Genomic DNA, 20,378 nt, shown 5'->3' on the forward strand with positions numbered 1-20,378 from the left:
TCGTGGTGGCGCCCCCGCCCGGCGCCCGGCGCGCCGAAACCGCGGCGGCGGGCGTGCCGGGCACTTCGCCCGGCGATACACTGCGGCAGGCTGCCCGCGAGCGGGCTCACTGACTGGCACCGGGCGCGGGGCGACTTTTCCGCCGCCCTTGGCGCCCCCCTGTCCACCCCTGCCCAACCCACGCTGCGATCCCATGCACCCCAACGAAAACACCGTCGTGTACGGCACCGAAGACATCCTGGTCAGCCTGTGCAACTCCGTCACGCGCGTGCTGAGCGTCGCCACGCAGAAGCCGTTCCACTATTCGGGCCTGGTCCAGCGCATCACCAAGACGTGCCTCAAGCCCGACATCGGCTGCTTCGTGCTGTTCGACGGCGGCTTCTCGGGGCTGGTCATCATCAACTTCTCGAAAGAGGCGGCGATGGAGATCTACCAGAGCTACCTGCTGAGCATGGGCATGTCGCAGGCCGACCTGGCGGCGTCGTACACCTCGGACGAGGTGTCCAACGTGATGGGCGAGCTCATGAACCAGGTGGTGGGCGACTTCACCGGCAAGGTGCGGCGCGAGCTGCAGACGCACATCACCCAGAACCAGCCCAAGATGCTGGTGCTGAACCAGCAGGTCGTGCTGAGCGTGGACGCCAACCTGGACAAGCCCGAGGCGCGCCGCGTCACCTTCTACACCGCCAGCAACCACATCTTCTACCTGGAGCTGGCCATCGACCGCACCGAGTTCGTGAAGGTGGTCGATTTCGAGCCGCAGGACGCGCCCGACCCGGACGCCCTCATCGCCGCGCAGGGCCAGGCCGCCACCGCGCCCGCCCCCCGCCCGGCCGCCAGCGGCGGCGACAGCGACACCGATGCGCTGCTGCGGTCGCTGGGCATGTAGATGCTATCTATTTCATAGCTGCATGCGCTTGTTCCATGGGCGCTGTAGCCTGATTTGATGCATCGAATCCGCCCGTCCCAGGCGCAGGGACTGGCCAAGCCGTGGGCCGCCGTGCCTACAGCCCGGGGCGGCGCCCATCACCGCTACGCCCACCGGCCCTTCCACCGGCCCTGACCGGGGAAAACCCCAGCAAGCTCGCACGGCAAAGGCGTTGTTTTTTCCATATCGTTAGCTAGACTAACTGATACCGCAAAAATCAATTCGCCGGCCGCTGCAATCGGCCGCCGTACCGCCCGCCCATGACCTCCACGTTCTTCTCGCGCCGTATCGACGACACCTGGCTGCTCTGCGGCGCCCGCACCCCCTGGGTGGACTACTGCGGCCCGCTCGCGCTCGTCTCGCCCACCGACCTGGGCATCCACACGGCGCGGGCCGCGCTCGCTCGCGGCGGGATCGCGCCCGGCTCGGTGGGGTCCACCGTCGTGGCCTCCATGGCGCAGGCCGACTTCGACGCCTTCGTGCTGCCGCGCCACGTGGGCCTCTATGCCGGCGTGCCCCTGCAGGCGCCTGCCATCGGCGTGCAGCGCATCTGCGGCAGCGGCTTCGAGGTGCTGCGCCAGGCCGCCGACCAGATCGCGCTGGGCTATGCCGACACGGTGCTGGCCGTGGCCGCCGAATCGATGAGCCGCAACCCCATCTGCGCCTACACCCACCGCAGCGGCTTTCGCCTGGGCGCGCCGGTGGAGTTCAAGGACTTCCTCTGGGAAGCGCTGGACGACCCGGCAGCCCGCGTGTCCATGATCCAGACCGCCGAGAACCTGGCCGTCCACTACGGCATCACCCGCGCCGAGGTGGACGCCTATGCCGCCCGCTCGTTCGAACGCGCCGTGGCCGCGCAGGCCGCAGGCCTCTTCGACGAAGAGATCGCCCCGGTGCAGGACGTGCGCTTCGAGCTCGCCGGCTACGAGGCGCGGGGCATCCGGCTTCCGCGCAAGGCCGGCGTGCAGGCGCGCGACACGCATGTGCGCCCGTCCCCGCTGGACGTGCTGGCCACGCTGCGCCCGGTGTATGACGGCGGCGTGCAGACGGCCGGCAACTCCGCTGCGCTGGTCGATGGCGGCGCCGCCGCCGTGGTCACGTCCGGCCAGCGCGTGCGGGCCGAGGGCCTCCAGCCACTGGCGCGGCTGGCCGGCGCGGCCGCCGCAGGCGTGCCGCCCGAGATCATGGGCATCGGCCCCGCTCCCGCCATCCGCGCGCTGCTGGACCGCTGCGGCCTGCAGCTGGCCGACATCGACCTGATCGAGATCAACGAAGCCCAGGGCGCCCAGGTGCTGGCCTGCGCCCGCGAGCTGCGGCTGGACATGGACCGGCTGAACGTGAACGGCGGCTCCATCGCCATGGGGCACCCGCTGGCCGCCACCGGCCTGCGCCTGACCCTGACGGCCGCGCACGAGCTGCGCCGGCGCGGCGGCCGCTGGGCCATCGTCTCCGCCTGCGTGGGCGGCGGCCAAGGCATGGCGCTGCTGATCGAAAACACGGGCTTGTGACCCCCTTAAGTCGCCTGCGGCGCCTTCCCCCGAGGGACGCCGCCAGTGGCCTGGCGAAGCCAGTTCCACGGCGTCCGGTGGCCTGGCCTGCTCCGCGGCCATCGGACGAACGAGAACGCGGCACTGCGAAGGCCCCAGCCGACAGCGACTGCCCCTTGGACCCCTGAAGAGAAAGATCGAAGCATGAAAGTCATCCAATCCGACGAGGTCGGCCCGCTCATCGAAGACGGCGCCACCATCTTCCTGGGCGGCATCGCCATGACCGGCCTGGCCGAAGACGTGCTGCTGGGGCTGGAGCGACACTTCCTCGCCACCGGCCACCCCCGCCAGCTCACCACCTGGGCCTGCGGCGCCATCGGCAACGGCGGCGAGGGCGGCATGGCCCACCTGGCGCACCCGGGCATGGTGCGGCGCGTGGTGGCCGGCCACTTCGGCCAGACCGGCCCGCGCATGATGGGTCTGGTGCATGCCGGAGAGGTCGAGGCCTACAACTTCCCGCAGGGCTCGCTCTCGCACCTGACGCGCCACATCGCGGCGCGCACGCCGGGCCTGCTCACGCAGGTGGGCCTGGGCACCTTCGTCGATCCGCGCATCGAAGGCGGCAAGCTGAACAAGGCCTGCAGCGAAGACCTGGTGAAGCTGGTCGAATTCGGCGGCAAGGAATGCCTCTACTACCCCTGCCCGCGCATCGACGTGGCGCTGATCCGGGCCACCTATGCCGACGAGAACGGCAACCTGAGCCTGGACAAGGAAGGGCTCCTGCTGGAGCAGCTCTCCATCGCCCAGGCGGCGCGCGCCTGCGGTGGCATCGTCATCGCCCAGGTCGAGGCCGTGGTGCAGGCCGGCAGCCTGCACCCCAAGTCGGTCAAGGTGCCGGGCTTCCTGGTGGACTACGTGGTGGTGGCCGACCCGCGCAACCATCTGCAGACCATCACCACCGCGTTCAACCCCGCGCTGGCGGGCGACGTGCGGCTGCCCATGCATTCGGTGCCCTCGCTGCCGCTGGACGAGCGCAAGGTCATCGCGCGCCGCGCCGCCCTGGAGCTGCAGCCCGGCGCGCTCACCAACCTGGGCGTGGGCATTCCGGCGGGCATCCCGGCTGTGGCGGCGGAGGAAGGCGCGGCCCACCTGCTGAGCCTCTCGGTCGAATGCGGCGCCAACGGCGGCGTGCCGGCCTATGGCGGCGACTTCGGCCTGGCCTACAACGCCGAATCCATCATCGAGCAGTCGTCACAGTTCGACTTCTACGACGGCGGCGGCCTGGCCTGCAGCTTCCTGGGCCTGGCGCAGACCGATGCGGCCGGCAACGTGAACGTGAGCAAGTTCAACGGCCGGCCAGTGGGCTGCGGCGGCTTCATCAACATCACCCGCTCCACGCCGCGCCTGGTCTTCTGCGGCACCTTCACGGCCGGCGGCCTGCGGCTCGAAGTCGGCGGCGGGCGCCTGACCATCGCGCAGGAAGGCCGCTCGCGCAAGTTCGTCGAACAGGTCGAGCAGCTCACCTTCAACGGCCGCGACGCCGCGCTGCGCCAGCAGGAGGTGAGCTTCATCACCGAACGCGCCGTGCTGCGCCTGCGCCCCGAGGGCCTGGAGCTGACCGAGATCGCCCCCGGCATCGACCTGGAGCGCGACGTGCTCGCGCACATGGGCTTTCACCCGCTGATCCGCGACCTGCGCACCATGGACGCCGGTCTCTTCAGCACGCAATGGGGCGGCCTGCGGGCGGCCCTCGGCGCCCGCTGAATCCCTTCACCCCCTCACCGAACCCACACGCCATGCCCCTTCCCCACTTCACCCCGGCCGCCGGCCTGCTGGCCCAGTTGACCGAGCTGCACGTGTCCTTCAGCGGCGCGGTCGCGCACATCCGCCTGAACCGGCCCGCCAAGCGCAATGCGATCAACGAAGCGCTGATGCAGCAGCTGCACACCGCGCTGATCCAGCTGCCCTCTTCCGCGCAGGCCCTGGTCATCAGCGGCGAGGGGCAGCACTTCTGCGCCGGGCTCGATTTGTCCGACCTGTCCGAGCGCACCGTGGCCGAGGGCATCCAACATTCGCGCGGCTGGCATGCCGTGATGGATGCGCTGCAGTACTACCGCATGCCGGTGGTGGCCGCGCTGCACGGCGCCGTGGTGGGCGGCGGGCTGGAGCTGGCCGCCGCCTGCCACATCCGCGTGGCCGACGGCAGCACCTACTTCGGCCTGCCCGAAGGCCAGCGCGGCATCTTCGTGGGCGGGGGCGGCTCGGCGCGCATTCCGCGCCTGGTGGGCGTGGCCTGCATGACCGACATGATGCTCACCGGCCGCGTGCTGGACGCGGCCGAGGGCCGTGAGCGGGGCCTGGCGCAGTACGTGGTGCCCGAGGGCGAATCGCTCGCCAAGGCGGTGGCGCTGGCGCAGCGCATCGCCACCAATGCGCCCCTGTCCAACTACGCCATCGTGCAGGCGCTGCCGCGCATCGCCGACATGGCCCAGTCCGACGGCCTGTTCGTCGAATCGCTCATGTCGGCCATCGCCCAGGGCGACGAGGCCGCCAAGCAGCGGCTGGCGGACTTCCTGCAGGGCCGGGCCGCCAAGGTGGTCAAGGCCGCCTGACCCGCTCACCGAACGAACAAGGAGACGACGCACCATGCCAACCAACTTCGAGAACCAGGCCGCCCTGGTCACCGGCGCGGGCTCCGGCCTGGGCGAGGCCGTGGCCCGCGCCCTGGCCGCCGCCGGCGCCCGCGTGGCGCTGCTGGACATCCACCTGCCCGGCGCGGAGCGCGTGGCCGCCGACATCCGCGCCGAGGGCGGGCAGGCGCTCGCGCTGCGGTGCGACATCAGCGACGAGGCCTCGGCCATCGCCGCCGTCCATGCCGCGGCCGATGCGCACGGCGATGCGCGCATCCTCATGAACATCGCCGGCATCGGCGGCGCCAAGCGGGTGATCCAGCGCGACGGCGCGCCCGCGCCACTGGCCGACTTCGAGCGCACCGTGCGCATCAACCTGGTGGGCACCTACAACATGGTGCGGCTGATGGCGGCCCGTGCCGCGAAGCTGGAGCCGCTGGAAGACGGCGCGCGCGGCGTGATCGTGAACACCGCCTCGGTGGCCGCATTCGACGGCCAGGTGGGGCAGGAGGCCTATGCCGCATCCAAGGCCGGCGTGGCCGGCATGACGCTGCCGCTGGCGCGCGACCTGGCGCAGTGGGGCATCCGCGTGTGCACCATCGCGCCGGGCATCTTCGCCACGCCGCTGCTCAAGGAGCTGCCGGAGCCCGTGCAGCAATCGCTGGCCGAATCGATTCCGTTCCCCAAGCGGCTGGGCCACCCCGAGGAATTCGCCGCGCTGGCGCTGCACATCGCCGGCAACGGCCACCTGAACGGCGAGGTGATCCGGCTGGACGGCGCGCTGCGCATGGCGCCGCGCTGACCCCACGACGAACGCACGATAAAGGCCCCCCAAGGAGACGCCCCCATGTTCCCTGTCAACACCTGGTATGTCGCCGCCCGCAGCGAAGAGATTCCGAACGACAGCCCGCTCGGGCGCCGCATCTGCAACGTGCCCATGGCCTTCTTCCGCAACGGCCAGGGCACCATCGCCGCCGTGGAGGACTTCTGCCCCCACCGGGGCGCCCCGCTGTCGCTGGGCCGTGTCGAGGGCGACACGCTGGTCTGCGGCTACCACGGCCTGGCCATGGGCTGCGACGGCAAGCCGGTGTCCATGCCCTGCCAGCGGGTACGCGGCTTTCCGTCGGTGCGCAGCTTCGCCGTGCATGAGGCGCACGGCTTCGTCTGGGTCTGGCCGGGCGACCAGGCCCTGGCCGACCTGGGCCAGCTGCCGCGCTTCGAATGGATGGGCAACCCGGCGTTCGGCTACGGCGGCGGCCTCTACCACATCGCCTGCGGCTACCAGCTGATGATCGACAACCTGATGGACCTGACGCACGAAACATATGTGCACGCCAGCAGCATCGGCCAGAAGGAGATCGACGAGGTGCCCTGCCAGACGAAGGTGGAGGGCGACCACGTCGTCACCCAGCGGCACATGGAAGGCATCGAGGCGCCGCCCTTCTGGAAGATGGCGCTGCGCATGAACGGCCTGCCCGACGACCAGCCGGTGGACCGCTGGCAGATCTGCCACTTCACGCCGCCCAGCCACGTGATGATCGAAGTCGGCGTGGCGCTGCAGGGCCGGGGCGGCCACGGCGCGCCCGACGAGTGCAAGGCCGCGAGCTGGGTGGTGGACTTCATCACGCCGGAGACGGACACCTCGATCCACTACTTCTGGGGCATGGCGCGGCGCTTCAAGCCGCAGGACGAGAGCCTCACCGCGCAGATCCGCGAGGGCCAGGGCCGCATCTTCGCCGAGGACCAGGAGATGCTGGAGCGCCAGCAGGCCAACCTGCTGGCCTACCCGGACCGCAAGCTGCTGATGCTCAACATCGACAGCGGCGGCGTGCAGTCGCGCAAGGTGATCGACCGGGTGCTGGCGGCCGAGGTCGCCGCCCGCGCGGCCGGCGCCGGAGCGGGAGCCGGAGCCGCCGCATGAGCGCCGCCGCCGACCTGCTGCAATTGCGCGTGGCGGCCAAGCGGGCCGCCGCCGAGGGCATCGTCGAGCTGACGCTGGAGCCGCTGCCCGGCCAGGCGCTGCCGGCCTTTGCCGCCGGCTCGCACCTGGACCTGCACCTGCCCGGCGGCCTGATGCGCCCCTACTCGCTCAGCAACGACCCAGCGGAAACCCACCGCTACGTGCTGGGCGTGCTGCGCGAGTCGGCCTCTCGCGGGGGCTCGGCCGCCGTGCACGATGCGCTGCAGGTCGGCCAGACGCTGGCCGTCAGCCCGCCGCGCAACCACTTCGCGCTGCAGCCCACGCCCGCGCACAAGCTGCTGCTGGCGGGGGGCATCGGCGTCACCCCGGTGCTGAGCATGGCGCGCCAGCTGGCACGCGAGGGGCGGCCCTTCCACCTGCGCTATGCCGGCCGCACCCGGGCGCGCATGGCGTTCACCGACGTGCTCGCCGCCGCGCCGCTGGCCGGCAGTGCGCAACTTCACGTGGCCGATGAGCACGGCCCGCTGGACATTGGGGCGCTGCTGGACGCGCAGCCCGCAGGCACCGAGCTCTACGCCTGCGGGCCGGCCGGCTTCATGGACGCCGCCTTCGCTGCCGCCGCCGAACGGCAGTGGGCCCCGGCGCGGCTGCACCGCGAGCTGTTCGGCGCAACGCCCGCCGCGCCGGCGGCCGGTGGCGACACCGCCTTCGACATCGAGGTGGAGGGCACCGGGCAGATCGTGCCGGTGCCGGTGGGTTGCACTGCCGCCAAGGCGCTGCAGGATGCGGGCCTGCCGCTCTACACCTCATGCGAGCAGGGCGTGTGCGGCACCTGCCTTACGCGCGTGGTGGGCGGCACGCCCGACCACCGCGATCAGTACCTCACCCCCGAGGAACAGGCCGCCAACGATCAATTCCTGCCCTGCTGCTCGCGGGCACGCAGCGCCAGGCTGGTGATCGCGCTGTGAAAACGGCCGCCAAGCGCAGGGGAAAGGCCGGCCCAGCCGGCGTCAACGCGCCACGCGGTCGAGCAGATCCATGAGCGTCCCGCGCTCGGCGCCTGAGAGGCCTGCCGAAAGCCGCACCTCGTACTCGGCCAGCCGCTCGCTCAGGGTGGCCAGCCGTTCCTGGCCTTGCTCGGTGATCTCCAGCGAATAGCGGCGGCGGTCGCCCTCGACCTCGACCCGGCGGATCCAGTGGGCGCTTTCCAGCGCATCCACCAGCTTGAGCACGCTGGGGCCGGCCACCCCCAGTTCCTTGGCCAGCGCGGCCTGGTTGATGCCGGTATTCATGGCGATGAGCGAAAGCGCCGTCACGCGGGCGGGCGACAGCTCCAGCGGCGCCAGCATCTCGAAGAACAGGTCGAACGCGCGCACCTGCGCCAGGCGCAGCTTGTAGCCCAGGGCGTCGCTCTGAAAATCGTGCGAGGGCGCCGCCTTGCGGGCCTTCGGTTTGGCGCGCTTGGCCGGCTCAGCCAGCTCCGCACCCGTGGTTCGATCCATGCCATCTCCTTATCCGAGGTAACAATCATAGTGTCCCGGCTCCGGGCACCACGCAATGGCCGGCTCGGCGGGTGGAATGTGCGAAACCGCGTGGCGGCGGGCGGGTGGGCGGGCGGGTGGGCCGCAGCGCCGGTCAGCCGCTGAACAGGTCGAACCCCGCCTGCCGCTGGCTGATGCGCCAGCCGTCCGGGGTGCGCACGAAGCGATCGGCGAAATGGCCGATGCGCTGCAAGGGGTGCGCCGGCCGGCCGTGCGGCCCCGGCGCGCCGGCGGCATCGGCCGTCCACACCAGCACCTGGCTGGTCGCCTGGGCCTGGTCTTCTCCGATGTCGTCGAACAGCGTTCCGCACACCAGGTGGCGGGTGATGCGGCCCGCCGGCCGGTCGGCATAGGCCTTGGCGATGGCCGGCTGGCCGTGCAGCAGCGCCCCGCCCGGCCGGGTGAGCCGGGCATCGGCCGTGAAGAGCGCCGCCAGGCCGGCGGCATCCCCCGCGTCCACGCAGGCGGCAGACCGCAGCACCAGTTCCCGGCAGCGCTGCTCCGCCGCATGCAGGCGGAGCGCCCTGGCAGCCTGCGCCGGGCAGGTCAGGCCGCCGTCGAGCCAGTCGTCCGGCGGGCGGGGCCCTGCCGCTGCGCCCGGGTCAGCGGCCATGCGCACACGCCCACGCCCAGCGCGCCAGCGCGGCCGACACCGCCCCGGGCTGCTCCATGGGGCTCATGTGGCCCGAGGCATCCACCAGGCACAGCATGGAACCGGGCACCGCCGCATGCATGGCCTCGTGGCGCTCGGGCGGGCTCCAGACGTCCTGCCGCCCGCACAGCAGCAGCAGGGGGCAGCGCAGGCCCTGCAGCACGGGCTGCGCGTCGGGCCGATGCAGCAGGGCCTCGATCTGCGCGGCGAAGCGGTCGGGGTCGCTGCGCGCCACCATGGCCACGATGCGCTCGAAGAGCGGCGTGCCGACCACGTCGGGGTGCACCATGGGTGCGGCCCAGCGCCGGGCCATCGCGGCCATGCCGTCGGCGCGGGCCAGCGCCAGCAGGGCGAGGCGGCCCTGGCGTTCTTCTTCCCCCGCGGGGCCTGCGGGACGGGGTGCGGTGCCGGTGTCCAGCAGCGCCAGCCCGGCGACGCGCTCCGGCGCCTGGCGCACCATCTCGAGCGCGACGCGGCCGCCCATCGAATGGCCGGCCAGCAGCAGGCGCGGGGCCGCAAGGGTCTGCAGCAGGTGGCGGGCCATGGCGTCGATGCGATCCAGCCGGCCGTAATCGCCCACGACCACGTCGTACTGCGCGCCAAGCGCGGCCCGCTGGTCCGCCCAGACCGCGTCGTCGCACAGGAGGCCCGGCAGCAGCACCAGTGTGGGCCGGGAAGCCGGGTTCGTTGCAGGCAGGTTCATGGCCGGGCCTTGTTCCTTCATTCCTTGCGTCCGGTCAGCAGCAGCCCGCCGCCGCCGGCGGCTGCAGGCGCTGGTAGCGGCCCAGCACCGGGTCGCGGTCCAGGCCCAGCAGCCGGATGGCGTTGCGCTTGAGAATCAGCGGACGCACCTCGGGGCGGATGTCCAGCGCCTCGAAATCCTGCAGCCAGCGGTCCGGCGTGATGACCGGGTAGTCGGAGCCGAACAGCACCTTGTGCTTGAGCAGCGTGTTGGCGTGGTGCACCAGCTGCGGCGGAAAGTAGCGCGGCGACCAGCCCGAGAGGTCGATGTACACGTTGGGCTTGTGCGTGGCCACGGCCAGCGCGTTGTCCTGCCACGGGAAGGACGGGTGGGCGATGACGATGGGCATGGCCGGAAAGTCCACCGCCACGTCGTCCAGGAACATCGGGTCGGAATACTTCAGGCGGATACCGCCGCCGCCCGGCAGGCCCGCGCCCACGCCGGTCTGGCCGCTGTGGAAGATGGCCGGCAGGCCGGCTTCGGCGATGGCTTCATAGACCGTGTAGGCGGCCCGGTCGTTGGGGTAGAAGCCCTGGGCCGAGGGGTGGAACTTGAAGCCCCGCACGCCATGGTGCTGCACCAGGCGCCGCACCTCGCGCGCGCCCATCCTGCCGCGCAGCGGGTCGATGCTGGCGAAGGGGATCAGCGCATCGGGGTGGCGGGCGGCGTCTTCGGCCACCTCTTCGTTGGTGATGCGCGCCTGGCCGGTCTCGCGTTCGGTATCGACCGGGAAGATCACCGCGAGCATGTTGCGCTCGCGGTAGTAGGCCGCCGTCTCGTCGATGGTGGGGCGCGGCAGCGTCTGCTTGAAGTACGCGTCCATCGCCGCGTCGATGGCGATGGCCACTTCGTCCGGCGGGTTGCGGGTGGAGCGCGTCGCATGCGTGTGCATGTCGATGGCGACCACCGCATCGAGGAACGGCGCGCCGGCCATGTTCAGCGCACCACGACCAGCGCGTCGAGCGCCAGCACGCCCCGTCCTTCGCCGTAGGCCACCAGCGGGTTGATGTCGATCTCGGCGATGTCGGGCCGCGCCGCCATCAGCGCGCCCACCGTGGCCACGGCCCGCGCCACGGCCTGCAGATCGACCGGCGGCGCGCCGCGGAAGCCCTGCAGCAGCTTGGCGCCCTTGAGCGCCCGCAACCGCGAGACGATGGCCGGCAGCGGCAGGTCGGCCGGCATGAGCTGCACGTCGCCCAGCGCCTCCACCCAGATGCCGCCCAGGCCCACCATCACGACCGGGCCCCACTGCGGATCGCGCACGGCGCCGATCACCAGCTCCGCGCCGCGCTCGCCCATGGCCTCGACCAGCACGCCGTCCAGCACCAGGCTGGCGTCGTGGCGGCGGATGTTGTCATGCAGCTGCTGCCACCCGGCGCGCAGCGCGGCTTCGTCCCGAAGGTTCAGCAGCACGCCGCCGGCCTCGGTCTTGTGGGCCAGGCGCGCGGCCTGGGCCTTGATGACCATCGGGTAGCCGATGCGCGCCGCCACGGCCACGGCCTCGTCGGCCGTGGTGGCCAGTGCGCCGGCCGGCGTGGCCAGGCCCGCCGCGCGCAGCAGTTCCTTGCCCTGCCATTCGGGCAGCGTGCCGGGGGGCAGCGCGGGCAGGCCCACCAGCGCCGGGGCAGCGGCCGCCTCGGTCTTGGCCTGCCATTCGGCCTGCAGCCGGCCATGGCGGGCGAAGCGGGCCAGCGCGCGCAGGGCGCGTTCGGGCGAGCGCATCAGCACGGTGCCGGAGCGCACGGCCATCTCCTGCACCTCGGCCGGCAGCGGCACGCCTTCGTTCTGCATCACGAAGATGGCGGGCTTGCTGCGCCCTTTCATGCCCTGCAGGAAGGAATCGAGCCACACGGGCGCCAGCTGCGGCGAGGGCATGGGCAGCGACACCAGCAGGCTGCCGATGGCCGGGTCTTCCTGCTGCGCGACCACGCCCAGGCCGATCAGGTCGGGCCGGGGGTCGACCAGCGTGCCCAGGTCCAGCGGGTTGCGCGGCGGCGTGTAGGCCGGCAGGTGTTCGCGCAGCGACTCCATCTGCGCGGGCGACATGGGCGGCATGGCCAGCTCCAGCGGCTCCAGGTAGTCGAGCGCAATGCCGCAGAGAGCGCCCGAGGCGGTGATCAGGCCCAGCCCGCCCAAGGGTGGCACGGGGAAGCGCAGCATCAGCTCGCCCAGGTCGATGGCCTCTTCCAGGCTGTCCACCACCAGCACGCCGGCACGCTCCACCGCCAGGCGCATGGCTGCATGGTTGCCGGCCAGCGCGCCGGTGTGCGAGCTGGTGGCCTGCTGCGCCAATTCGCTGCGGCCGGGGTGCAGCAGCACCACGCGCTTGCCGGCGGCGCGCATGTCGGCCAGGGCCTGCAGCACGGCGGGCACCGAGCGGATCTGCTCGGCATAGATCACCGCCGTGGCGGTGGCCGGGTCGCGGGCCAGGAAGCGCAGCACCTCGGCCAGGCCGATCTGCGCCTCGTTGCCGGTCGCCAGCACGTACGAGACGGGCACGCCGCGCGACTGCAGCGCGGCCGATACGTGCACGCCGATGCCGCCGCTTTGCGCCACCACGGCCACGGCCGGGCCGTCCTCCGGGCGCAGGCGGGGCGGCAGCGTCAGCTTGACCATCGAGACGTGGAAGCCGTCGACGTTGTTGAAGAAGCCGATGGTGTTGGGCCCCAGCAGGCGCATGCCGCCGGCGCGGGCGGTGTCGGCAATCTCCTGCTGCCGGGCGCGGCCTTCGTCACCCATTTCGGCGAAGCCGGAGGCGAAGCACACGCCGGCGCGCACGCCGCGCGCCACGCAGGCCTTCACGGTGTCCAGCACCACGTCCGACGGCAGCAGCAGGATGGCCAGGTCCACGCCCTCGGGCAGTTCGGCCACCGAGGTCAGCACGGTGCGGCCATCGACCACGCCGCCGCTGCGCCCCACCAGGTGCAGGTCGCCGCCATAGCCGGCGGTCATCAGGTTCTGCAGCACCACCATGCCGGCCGAGCCGGGCTTGGTCGAAAGGCCCACGATGGCAACCGAGCGCGGCGCCACCAGGGGTTGCAGGTCATGGGTCAACGTCACTTGCGCGTCCATCAGCGGACTCCTTGGTGGGCTTCGGGGGTGACCTTGCCGGCGCGCTTTTGCAGAAAGGCCTGCATGCGGGCCTTGGCTTCGGCGTCGGATTGGGTGATGGTGGCCATCAGGCCCTCGGTCATGAGGCCGTGCGACATGGGCTGCTCGGCGATGAGCGGCAGCGCGTGCATGATGGCGAAGTTGGAAAGCGGCGCGTTGGTGGCGATGCGCGCCGCCAGCTCCATGCCCTTGCGGAGGCCCTCGCCGGCGGCGACCACGTGGTGGGCCAGGCCGATCGCCAGGCCTTCGTCCGCCGTGTAGACGTGCCCGGTCAACATCATCTCGGCCACGCGCGAGGCGCCGATCAGCTTGGAGACGCGCACCGACCCGCCGCCACCCAGGAAGATGCCGCGCTGGCCCTCCGGCAGGCCGAAATAGGCGCCCTGCTCGGCCACCCGCACATGGGCGACGGAGGCCAGCTCCAGCCCGCCGCCGATGACCGCGCCGTGCATCACGCACACCACGGGGCAGCGGCCGAACTGGATGCGCTCGAACGCCTCGTACCAGGTGCGCGAGTGCATCAGCCCCTCGGCGGGCGAGGTCTCGGCCAGCTCGCTCAGGTCGAGCCCCGCGCAGAAGTGCTCGCCCGCGCCATCGAGCACGACGGCTCCGGTCGATTCGGGCAGGTGGTCGATGGCATGGCGCAGTTCCGCGATGACCTGCAGGCTGAGGGCGTTGCGTTTGTGCGGCCGGTTCAGCGTCAGGCAGGTCACCGCGCCTTCGTGGCGCACCTGGAGATGGGTGTAGGCCGTCGGTGGAGATGCAGTGGGCATGGCGATACCTCGGGAATGGCAGCGGGATGCGGTTCATCATCACTACCAAATGATTAGCTTGGATAACGTTTTGATCGTAGTCGAACGCTCTCGGCCAGCGCCTGGGTGAAACCCTATGGAACCTCTGCACGAATCACCGCGCCGGGTGCATCTGCGGATTCGGGCAGGGCTTGCCCGGGAACGCTGCCTCCGCTCGGCCATCGCGGGGTGTCCTACGCCCGCCCCGCCCTCCCGCCGACAGGCGGGCGCCGCGGGGGCGGTTCAGATCGCCGGATCGTCGTCACCCTGAAAGGTCCGCCATGCCCAAAGCCGCCTGGAGCGCCAAGCGCGAACGCCAGTACGAACACATCAAGGACAGCCTGAAGGAGCAGGGGCGCAGCACCAGGACGGCGGAGTCGATCGCGGCGCGCACCGTCAACAAGGAGCGCGCCCAGCACGGCGAGGCCAAAAATCCCAACCCCAAGACCGTGCGCGACACGCCGGCGCCGGTGCGCGGCGGGAAGCGCTCGCACAGCGGCGCGCAGGGCCGCACGCGCGAGCAGTTGTATGAAGAGGCGCGCAAGAAGGGCATCGCCGGCCGCTCGAAGATGAACAAGGCCGAGCTGGAAAAGGCCGTGGGACGCTGAACCTTCCGCCGTTTGCTATGCTTTTCATAGCTGCATGCGCAGGTAGATCAAGCGCTGCGGGTCTGAAAGGCCCCTGAAATCGCACAGAGAGGCGCCGGGGCGCGAGCGGCCCCTTCGCGCACTGTTGCGCGCCGTTGCGCGGGTGCATCACCGCGCCGGCCCGGCCCGTGACCGGCCGCGGCCGCCGACGCACAATGCGCCGACGCTCCACTGCCCTTCTCGCCCATGACTTCCACTCCGGCGCGCGCGCAAGCCCCTGCCCCCGGCCTTGCCGCACGATCCGCCCTGACCGTGGCCGCGCTCGGCGTGGTGTTCGGCGACATCGGCACCTCGCCGCTCTATGCCTTCAAGGAATGCCTGAACCCCGAGCACGGCGTGGCGCTGGACCGGGCCGCCGTGCTCGGCCTGCTGTCGCTGGTGCTGTGGGGGCTGATGCTGGTCCTCACCCTGAAGTACGTGGTGTTCGTGCTGCGCGCCGACCACGACGGCGAAGGCGGCATCCTCGCGCTGCAGGGCCTGGCCGCGCAGGCGCTGGAGCGCGGCGGCGCCCGCCCGTGGGCCTGGCGGGCGGTCGCCGGCCTGGGGCTGCTGGGCGCGGCCATGTTCTATGGCGACAGCCTGATCACGCCCGCCATCTCGGTGCTGTCGGCCGTCGAGGGGCTGGAAGTCGCCACGCCGGTGTTCAAGCCCTACGTGGTGCCGATCACGCTGCTGGTGCTCATCGGGCTCTTCTTCGTGCAGCGCTGGGGCACCGAGTCGGTGGGCCGCGTGTTCGGGCCGGTGATGCTGCTCTGGTTCGGCGTGCTGGCGGTGTCGGGCCTGCTGCAGATCGCGCAGAACCCCGGGGTGCTGCAGTCCGTCGACCCGCGCTGGGCCGTCCGGTTCCTGGCCACGCATCCGGCCCAGTCGCTGGCCGTGCTGGGGGCGGTGTTCCTCGCGCTCACCGGCGGCGAGGCGCTCTACGCCGACATGGGCCATTTCGGCGCCACGCCCATCCGGCTCGCCTGGCTGTTCATCGCCCTGCCCTCGCTGGTGCTCAACTACTTCGGCCAGGGCGCGCTGGTGCTGGCCGACCCCGCCGCCATCGACAACCCGTTCTTCCGCCTCTTCCCCGCCTGGGCCACCCTGCCGGTGGTGGGGCTGGCGGCCTGCGCCACGGTCATCGCCTCGCAGGCGGTGATCTCGGGCGCGTTCTCCATGACGGCGCAAGCCATCCGCATGGGCTACCTGCCGCGCATGCGCATCGTGCAGACCTCCGGCGCCGCCATCGGCCAGATCTACCTGCCCACGATGAACTGGCTGCTCATGGCCGGCGTGCTGCTGCTGGTGCTGGCCTTCCGCAGCTCCAGCGCGCTATCGGCCGCCTACGGCATCGCCGTGTCGCTCACCATGCTCACCACCACCTTGCTGGCCGGCGTGGTGGCGCTGCGGCTGTGGCGCTGGAACCCGCTGGCGGTGGGCCTGGGCGTGGGCTGCTTCGCGCTGGTGGACGTCACCTTCATCGTGGCCAACACGCTGAAGATCGCCGATGGCGGCTGGCTCACCCTGGCGGTCGCGGCGCTGGTGCTGTTCATCTTCACCACCTGGGCGCGGGGCCGGCGGGCGGCCGAGCAGGCGGCAGCGCAGGAGCGCATGCCGCTCTCGCCCTTCGTCGAGGCCCTTGCGCACGGCATGCCGCACCGGGTGCGCGGCACCGCCGTGTTCCTGACCGCCGACGCCGACAGCGTGCCGCATGCGCTGCTGCACAACCTCAAGCACAACCAGGTGCTGCACGAACGCGTGGTGGTGCTGGCCGTGCGCACCCGCCCGGTGCCCCGCGTGCCGCCCGAGGGGCGCCTGCAGGCCCGCGAGCTGGGCCACGGCGTCTGGTGCGTGACGGCGAGCCACGGCTTCATGGAGCGGCCCGACGTGCCCGAGACGCTGCGGCTGCTGGCCTACCAGAAGGGCCTGCCCATCGAGTCGATGTCCACCTCGTACTTCACCTCGCGCGCTTCGCTGGGCGCGGGCCGGCTCGCCGGCCTGGGCGCCGTGCGCCAGGCGGTCTTCGGGTCGCTGCAGCGCAACGCGGCGCGTGCCTCCGACTACTTCCAGCTGCCCGACAACCGCCTGATCGAGATCGGACGCCGTGCACTCTGACACCCCGACACCCTGCCCGCCGCTCCCCGGCGCACCCGCCGCCGTGCTGGCGGCCTTGTGCGTCGCCGCCCTGGCAGCGCCACCCGCCCGCGCAGCCACCGACACGGCGGGCGATGCGACCGGCGCCTTCAAGCTCACCACGGGCCTCTACCAGGTCTCCGGCGGCGGCCTGCCCTCCGGCCCGGGGCTGGACTTGAACCTGCGCTACAGCCGGGCCGACGACCAGTGGTGGGTGGGCGTGTTCCGCTCCCCCGCGCTCGGCTTCTCGCAGCCGCGCGCGGGGTGGGACCGCACCGTCGCCATGGGCGACTGGCGCGTGCTGCCGTCGGTGCAGGTCGCCTCGGGCGGCTTCGTGGGTGGCAGCGTGGCGGTGGAGACCGGCAGCACCTGGGTGGTGGGCGCGGGCCTGGGGCGCACCAACCTGCGCGACTACGCCAACCTGAACTTCGACCCCAACGACGCCTACAGCGTGTATGGCAGCCACCGCTGGCGCAGCGGCGACACCCTGGCGCTGCAGCTGGTGCGCGACAACCGGCAGAACCCCGATCAGCAAAACGTGCACTTGGTGTGGCGCAGCCCACGGCCGGGCGGCGAGCGGCTCACGGTCGACCTGCTGGCCAAGCAGGGCACGGTGGACGGCCGGTTCGTTCGCCGCGCCGGCCTGTCGGTGGGCTACGACGGGCCCGAGTGGTTCGTGCGCGCCGCGTGGGACCCGCTGGTGAACTTCACGCCGCAGAACATGGTGCGCTTGTCCACCGGGGTGCGGTTCTAACGTGCCGTCCCGGGTCCGGGCGTTTCAGCTATTAATTTGATAGCTAGACGCATTCATGAATGAAGCGCCACAGCCCCAAAACACCCCGAATCAAGCATCGCCCGGGCCACCCTGCCCGCCCGCCGGCTCCCACAGCGCGGCCAGTTGTTCCGGCGGCAGCGGCGCGCTGAAGTGAAAGCCCTGCACCTCGTCGCAGGCGTGGCGCAGCAGCCAGTCCAGCTCCGCCTGGGTCTCCACCCCTTCGGCAGTCACCGTCAGGCCCAGCGACCGGCCGAGCTCGCTCATGGCCTGCACGATGGCCCGGTCGTTGCCCTGGCTGGGCAGCGCGGCCACGAAGCTGCGGTCGATCTTGATGCCGTCCAGCGGGTATTGGCGCAGATAGGCCAGCGAAGAGAAGCCGGTGCCGAAATCGTCCAGGCTGAGCCGCACGCCCAGCTGCTTGAGCGCCGTGAGCATGGGCAGCGCGCCCTGCTCGTGGCCCAGCAGCACCCGTTCGGTGATCTCCAGTTCCAGCCGGCCGGGCGCGAGGCCGCTGTCCTCCAGGGCCTGCGCCACCACCTGGGGGAAGGCCCGGTGGCTGCCGCCCAGCTGGCCGGGCAACACGTTCACCGACACGCCCACCCCGGCCGGCCAGCCGGCGGCCTCGCGGCACGCGGTGCGCAGCACCCATTCGCCCAACGGCTGGATGAGGCCGGTGTCATCGGCCAGCGGAATGAATTCCTGCGGCAGCAGCAGGCCGCGCGTGGGATGCTGCCAGCGCACCAGTGCCTCCAGCCCGCGCACCGCGCTCCCGGCCAGCGCATAGCGCGGCTGGTAGTGCACGCGCAGCTCGCCGCGCTGCAGCGCGTCGCGCAGCTCCTGCTCGATCTGCCGGCGGGCCAGCACGTCGGCGTTCATGGCGTCGGTGTAGAGCCGCCAGGTGTCGCGGCCTGCCGCCTTGGCCTCGTAGAGGGCGATGTCGCCGCGCCGCAGCAGCTCGTCGGCCGTGCGGGCATGGTCGGGCGCCAGCGCCACGCCCACGCTGGTGCCGATGAAGACCGCCTGCCCGTCCAGGCGGATGGGCTCGCACAGCGCGGCGATGACGTGGGCGCACACCGCCTCGAGGCCGGCGCACACGGCCTCCAGGCCGGCGCATTCGGCGGGCGCGCCCGGCGGCTGCGGCAGCGCCAGGATGAACTCGTCGCCGCCCACGCGCGCCGCCATGCCGCCGGGCGCGGCCTGGGCGCGCAGGCGCTGTGCGACCTCCTGCAGCACGCGGTCGCCGAAGGCATGGCCCAGCGCGTCGTTGACGGGCTTGAAGCGGTCCAGATCGAGGCTGAGCAGCGCCAGCCGGGGCTGCGCCCCGTCGCCGGACGCGGCCAGGTGCTGCGACAGGAACGTGTCGAGCTGCCGCCGGTTGGGCAGGCCGGTCAGCGCGTCGTGCAGCGACAGGTTCCGCAGCTAGGCCTGGCCGGCGCGCAGCTCCTGCAGCTGGGCGGCGATCTGCCGCCCGGCGGCGAGCACGTGCCGCAGCAGCAGGTAGAGCACGACGGCCAGCAGCAGCACGCTGGCGACGAAGAGCGGCAGCGTCTGCCGCAGCAGGTCGCGGCCCGGCCGGGGCGGCTGCCAGTTCAGCTGGATGGCCGATTCCAGCAGCGGCATGGACTCGTGGCCGGCCAGCGGCTGGCGCGAGGCGGTGAGCAGTGGCAGGCCGTAGTTGACGCTCAGCTGCGCCAGCCGGTCCGGGTCGAGCACGGTGACGAACATCATCACCGAGGCCGGCCCGGGCCGCACGCGGATGGACGGGTCCCAGCCCGGCGTGATGGTGGCGGCGGCGACGATGGCGGGCATGCCGGCGACTTCCAGCGCCCGCACCACGCTGCCGTCCGCCAGCGCCGGCGAGCGGGCCTGCGCGACGAGGCCCTCCACGTCGCCCTGCAGCCAGTCGGTCAGGGCCGTCGCCGAGGGCTTGCCATCGACGACGCCATAGACCGTGCGGCCGGCGCCATCGACCACCCAGACGCCGTTGTAGCCGTACAGGGCGTAAGAACGTGTTGACGATCTCCCAGGGGTCGCGCAGCGGTGTGGGCGGGTGGGCTGCAAGGCGCGGTGCGCAGTGGATAGCACGGCTATCCACAAGCGCCGCAACGCCGCAGAGCGCCCGCCCACACCGCTGCCCTTCGGGTTGGAGCGAAATCGGGCGATTGGAGGCTCCGGCTGCTTGCATGGGCACGAGCCCATGCGGCGCATCCGCAGCATCCACTCATCCCGATTGCGCTCCAACGCGATCCCCTGCGAGATCGTAAACACGTTCTAAGGGATGTCGCCCACGTTGCGCTGGTCGTCGGCCCACGCCTTGTCCACCGTGAGGTGCAGGTGGCGGTAGGCCTCGCCCCACTTGCTGTAGTTGATGATGTTGCGGCCGATCTCGCCGCGCTGCTGCTCCAGGCTGTGGGCGATGAAGGTGCGCGAGCGCTGCTGCACGTCGGCATCCTGGCTCAGCGCGTTCGTCACCAGCGAGTGGACGCCCACGCCGATCAGCACCAGCAGGGCCCAGATGGCGGGAAAGAGTCGCAGCAGCAGAGGGTGGTTGCGGCGCAGGGCGGCCCAGCGCAGCGGCGGAAGGTCGGTTATGGAAGGCAAGGGGCCGGCGCGGGGCCGGCGGCGGCGCCCGGCGGGCGCGGCGGGCGCGGCGGGCGGCGCGGAAAAGACGCCGCTGGATTGTCTCAGAACGTAACGCGGCGTGCGTCATCCGGGGCGATTACGCTACACTTTTCATAGCATCAGACCCCCATGCATCAAGCGCTGCAGCCCTGAAACACCTGAAAGCCCGCGCAAAACCCCGGTCCGCACGCGGCTCCCGCCGGCGCGGCCCATGCGAGGGATCAACCCTCGAACTGCGGGTGCGTCTGCCGGATGCGGGCCATGGCGATGCCCGCCGCCGCCGTGCGGGTCTCGACCCCCAGCTTGACGTACACGCGCTCCAGGTGCTTTTTCACCGTGGCCGGGCTGGAGCCGAGGATGTCGCCGATGTCGCGGTTGGTCTTGCCCTTGAGCAGCCAGTAGAGCACCTCGGCCTC

20 protein-coding genes are annotated in these 20,378 nt (G+C 71.7%); 10 read left to right on the forward strand and 10 right to left on the reverse strand.

Annotated elements, in window-relative coordinates:
• The first annotated feature begins 193 nt into the window (after window positions 1–193).
• The 7 genes from ABWV53_RS02780 (at window position 194) to ABWV53_RS02810 (ending at window position 7,934) form a co-directional block, all read left to right on the forward strand.
• Window positions 194–889 carry a DUF3334 family protein gene (locus ABWV53_RS02780; protein ID WP_353362667.1) on the forward strand — a complete coding sequence of 232 codons (696 nt, stop codon included), beginning with the start codon at window positions 194–196 and terminating at the stop codon, window positions 887–889.
• Window positions 890–1,188: 299 nt separating this feature from the next.
• Entirely contained in the window at window positions 1,189–2,436 is a 1,248-nt protein-coding gene (locus ABWV53_RS02785) for a thiolase family protein (protein ID WP_353362669.1), read from the forward strand.
• A gap of 183 nt (window positions 2,437–2,619) precedes the next feature.
• Window positions 2,620–4,179 (forward strand): acyl CoA:acetate/3-ketoacid CoA transferase, encoded by a 1,560-nt coding sequence (locus ABWV53_RS02790; RefSeq protein WP_353362671.1) that lies wholly within the window; start codon window positions 2,620–2,622, stop codon window positions 4,177–4,179.
• A gap of 32 nt (window positions 4,180–4,211) precedes the next feature.
• The gene (locus ABWV53_RS02795) at window positions 4,212–5,027 is read left to right on the forward strand and encodes a crotonase/enoyl-CoA hydratase family protein (RefSeq protein WP_353362673.1); all 816 of its coding nucleotides are present in this window, start codon (window positions 4,212–4,214) and stop codon (window positions 5,025–5,027) included.
• Window positions 5,028–5,061: 34 nt separating this feature from the next.
• Window positions 5,062–5,847 (forward strand): SDR family NAD(P)-dependent oxidoreductase, encoded by a 786-nt coding sequence (locus ABWV53_RS02800; protein ID WP_353362675.1) that lies wholly within the window; start codon window positions 5,062–5,064, stop codon window positions 5,845–5,847.
• A 45-nt stretch (window positions 5,848–5,892) separates the two neighbouring features.
• A complete protein-coding gene (locus ABWV53_RS02805) occupies window positions 5,893–6,966 on the forward strand; it encodes a Rieske 2Fe-2S domain-containing protein (RefSeq protein ID WP_353362677.1) in 1,074 nt (357 codons plus the stop codon).
• Window positions 6,963–7,934 carry a PDR/VanB family oxidoreductase gene (locus tag ABWV53_RS02810; protein ID WP_353362679.1) on the forward strand — a complete coding sequence of 324 codons (972 nt, stop codon included), beginning with the start codon at window positions 6,963–6,965 and terminating at the stop codon, window positions 7,932–7,934. Before ABWV53_RS02805 ends, ABWV53_RS02810 begins: the two co-directional genes overlap by 4 nt.
• A 42-nt stretch (window positions 7,935–7,976) precedes the next feature.
• On the opposite strand, the gene ABWV53_RS02815 is transcribed toward ABWV53_RS02810, so the two are convergent.
• The 6 genes from ABWV53_RS02815 to ABWV53_RS02840 all read right to left on the reverse strand — a co-directional run bounded on the left by ABWV53_RS02815 (window position 7,977) and on the right by ABWV53_RS02840 (window position 13,785).
• The gene (locus tag ABWV53_RS02815; RefSeq protein WP_353362681.1) at window positions 7,977–8,468 is read right to left on the reverse strand and encodes a MarR family winged helix-turn-helix transcriptional regulator; all 492 of its coding nucleotides are present in this window, start codon (window positions 8,466–8,468) and stop codon (window positions 7,977–7,979) included.
• Between the two features lie 133 nt (window positions 8,469–8,601).
• A complete protein-coding gene (locus ABWV53_RS02820) occupies window positions 8,602–9,120 on the reverse strand; it encodes a nuclear transport factor 2 family protein (protein WP_353362683.1) in 519 nt (172 codons plus the stop codon).
• Window positions 9,110–9,862, reverse strand: a complete 753-nt coding sequence (locus ABWV53_RS02825; protein WP_353362685.1) for an alpha/beta fold hydrolase — start codon at window positions 9,860–9,862, stop codon at window positions 9,110–9,112. Before ABWV53_RS02825 ends, ABWV53_RS02820 begins: the two co-directional genes overlap by 11 nt.
• Window positions 9,863–9,896: 34 nt before the next feature.
• A complete protein-coding gene (locus ABWV53_RS02830; protein WP_353362687.1) occupies window positions 9,897–10,835 on the reverse strand; it encodes an amidohydrolase family protein in 939 nt (312 codons plus the stop codon).
• Between the two features lie 2 nt (window positions 10,836–10,837).
• Entirely contained in the window at window positions 10,838–12,973 is a 2,136-nt protein-coding gene (locus tag ABWV53_RS02835) for an acetate--CoA ligase family protein (protein WP_353362689.1), read from the reverse strand.
• Window positions 12,973–13,785: a crotonase/enoyl-CoA hydratase family protein gene (locus ABWV53_RS02840; protein ID WP_353362691.1), complete on the reverse strand. Its 813-nt coding sequence runs from the start codon at window positions 13,783–13,785 to the stop codon at window positions 12,973–12,975. The genes ABWV53_RS02835 and ABWV53_RS02840 overlap by 1 nt, the downstream gene beginning before the upstream one ends.
• Before the next feature lie 299 nt (window positions 13,786–14,084).
• Here ABWV53_RS02840 and ABWV53_RS02845 point away from each other — a divergent pair, with 299 nt between their 5' ends.
• From ABWV53_RS02845 to ABWV53_RS02855, 3 genes are all read left to right on the forward strand, one after another.
• Window positions 14,085–14,411 carry a plasmid stabilization protein gene (locus ABWV53_RS02845; RefSeq protein WP_353362693.1) on the forward strand — a complete coding sequence of 109 codons (327 nt, stop codon included), beginning with the start codon at window positions 14,085–14,087 and terminating at the stop codon, window positions 14,409–14,411.
• Window positions 14,412–14,636: 225 nt separating this feature from the next.
• Complete coding sequence (locus ABWV53_RS02850) at window positions 14,637–16,547, forward strand: potassium transporter Kup (RefSeq protein WP_353362695.1); 1,911 nt, start codon at window positions 14,637–14,639, stop codon at window positions 16,545–16,547.
• A complete protein-coding gene (locus tag ABWV53_RS02855; protein ID WP_353362697.1) occupies window positions 16,537–17,319 on the forward strand; it encodes a hypothetical protein in 783 nt (260 codons plus the stop codon). Before ABWV53_RS02850 ends, ABWV53_RS02855 begins: the two co-directional genes overlap by 11 nt.
• 90 nt (window positions 17,320–17,409) lie before the next feature.
• Here ABWV53_RS02855 and ABWV53_RS02860 read toward each other — a convergent pair whose 3' ends face one another.
• The 4 genes from ABWV53_RS02860 to ABWV53_RS02875 form a co-directional block, all read right to left on the reverse strand.
• Window positions 17,410–18,759: a putative bifunctional diguanylate cyclase/phosphodiesterase gene (locus ABWV53_RS02860; RefSeq protein WP_353362756.1), complete on the reverse strand. Its 1,350-nt coding sequence runs from the start codon at window positions 18,757–18,759 to the stop codon at window positions 17,410–17,412.
• Window positions 18,760–19,401 (reverse strand): CHASE4 domain-containing protein, encoded by a 642-nt coding sequence (locus tag ABWV53_RS02865; RefSeq protein ID WP_353362699.1) that lies wholly within the window; start codon window positions 19,399–19,401, stop codon window positions 18,760–18,762.
• Between the two features lie 210 nt (window positions 19,402–19,611).
• Complete coding sequence (locus ABWV53_RS02870; protein WP_353362701.1) at window positions 19,612–19,941, reverse strand: hypothetical protein; 330 nt, start codon at window positions 19,939–19,941, stop codon at window positions 19,612–19,614.
• 242 nt (window positions 19,942–20,183) lie between these two features.
• A partial coding sequence (locus ABWV53_RS02875) for a response regulator transcription factor (protein ID WP_353362703.1) occupies window positions 20,184–20,378 on the reverse strand: 195 nt, incomplete at its 5' end.

It is taken from the genome of Acidovorax sp. FG27, from assembly GCF_040365715.1.
GTDB lineage: Bacteria > Pseudomonadota > Gammaproteobacteria > Burkholderiales > Burkholderiaceae_C > Paracidovorax.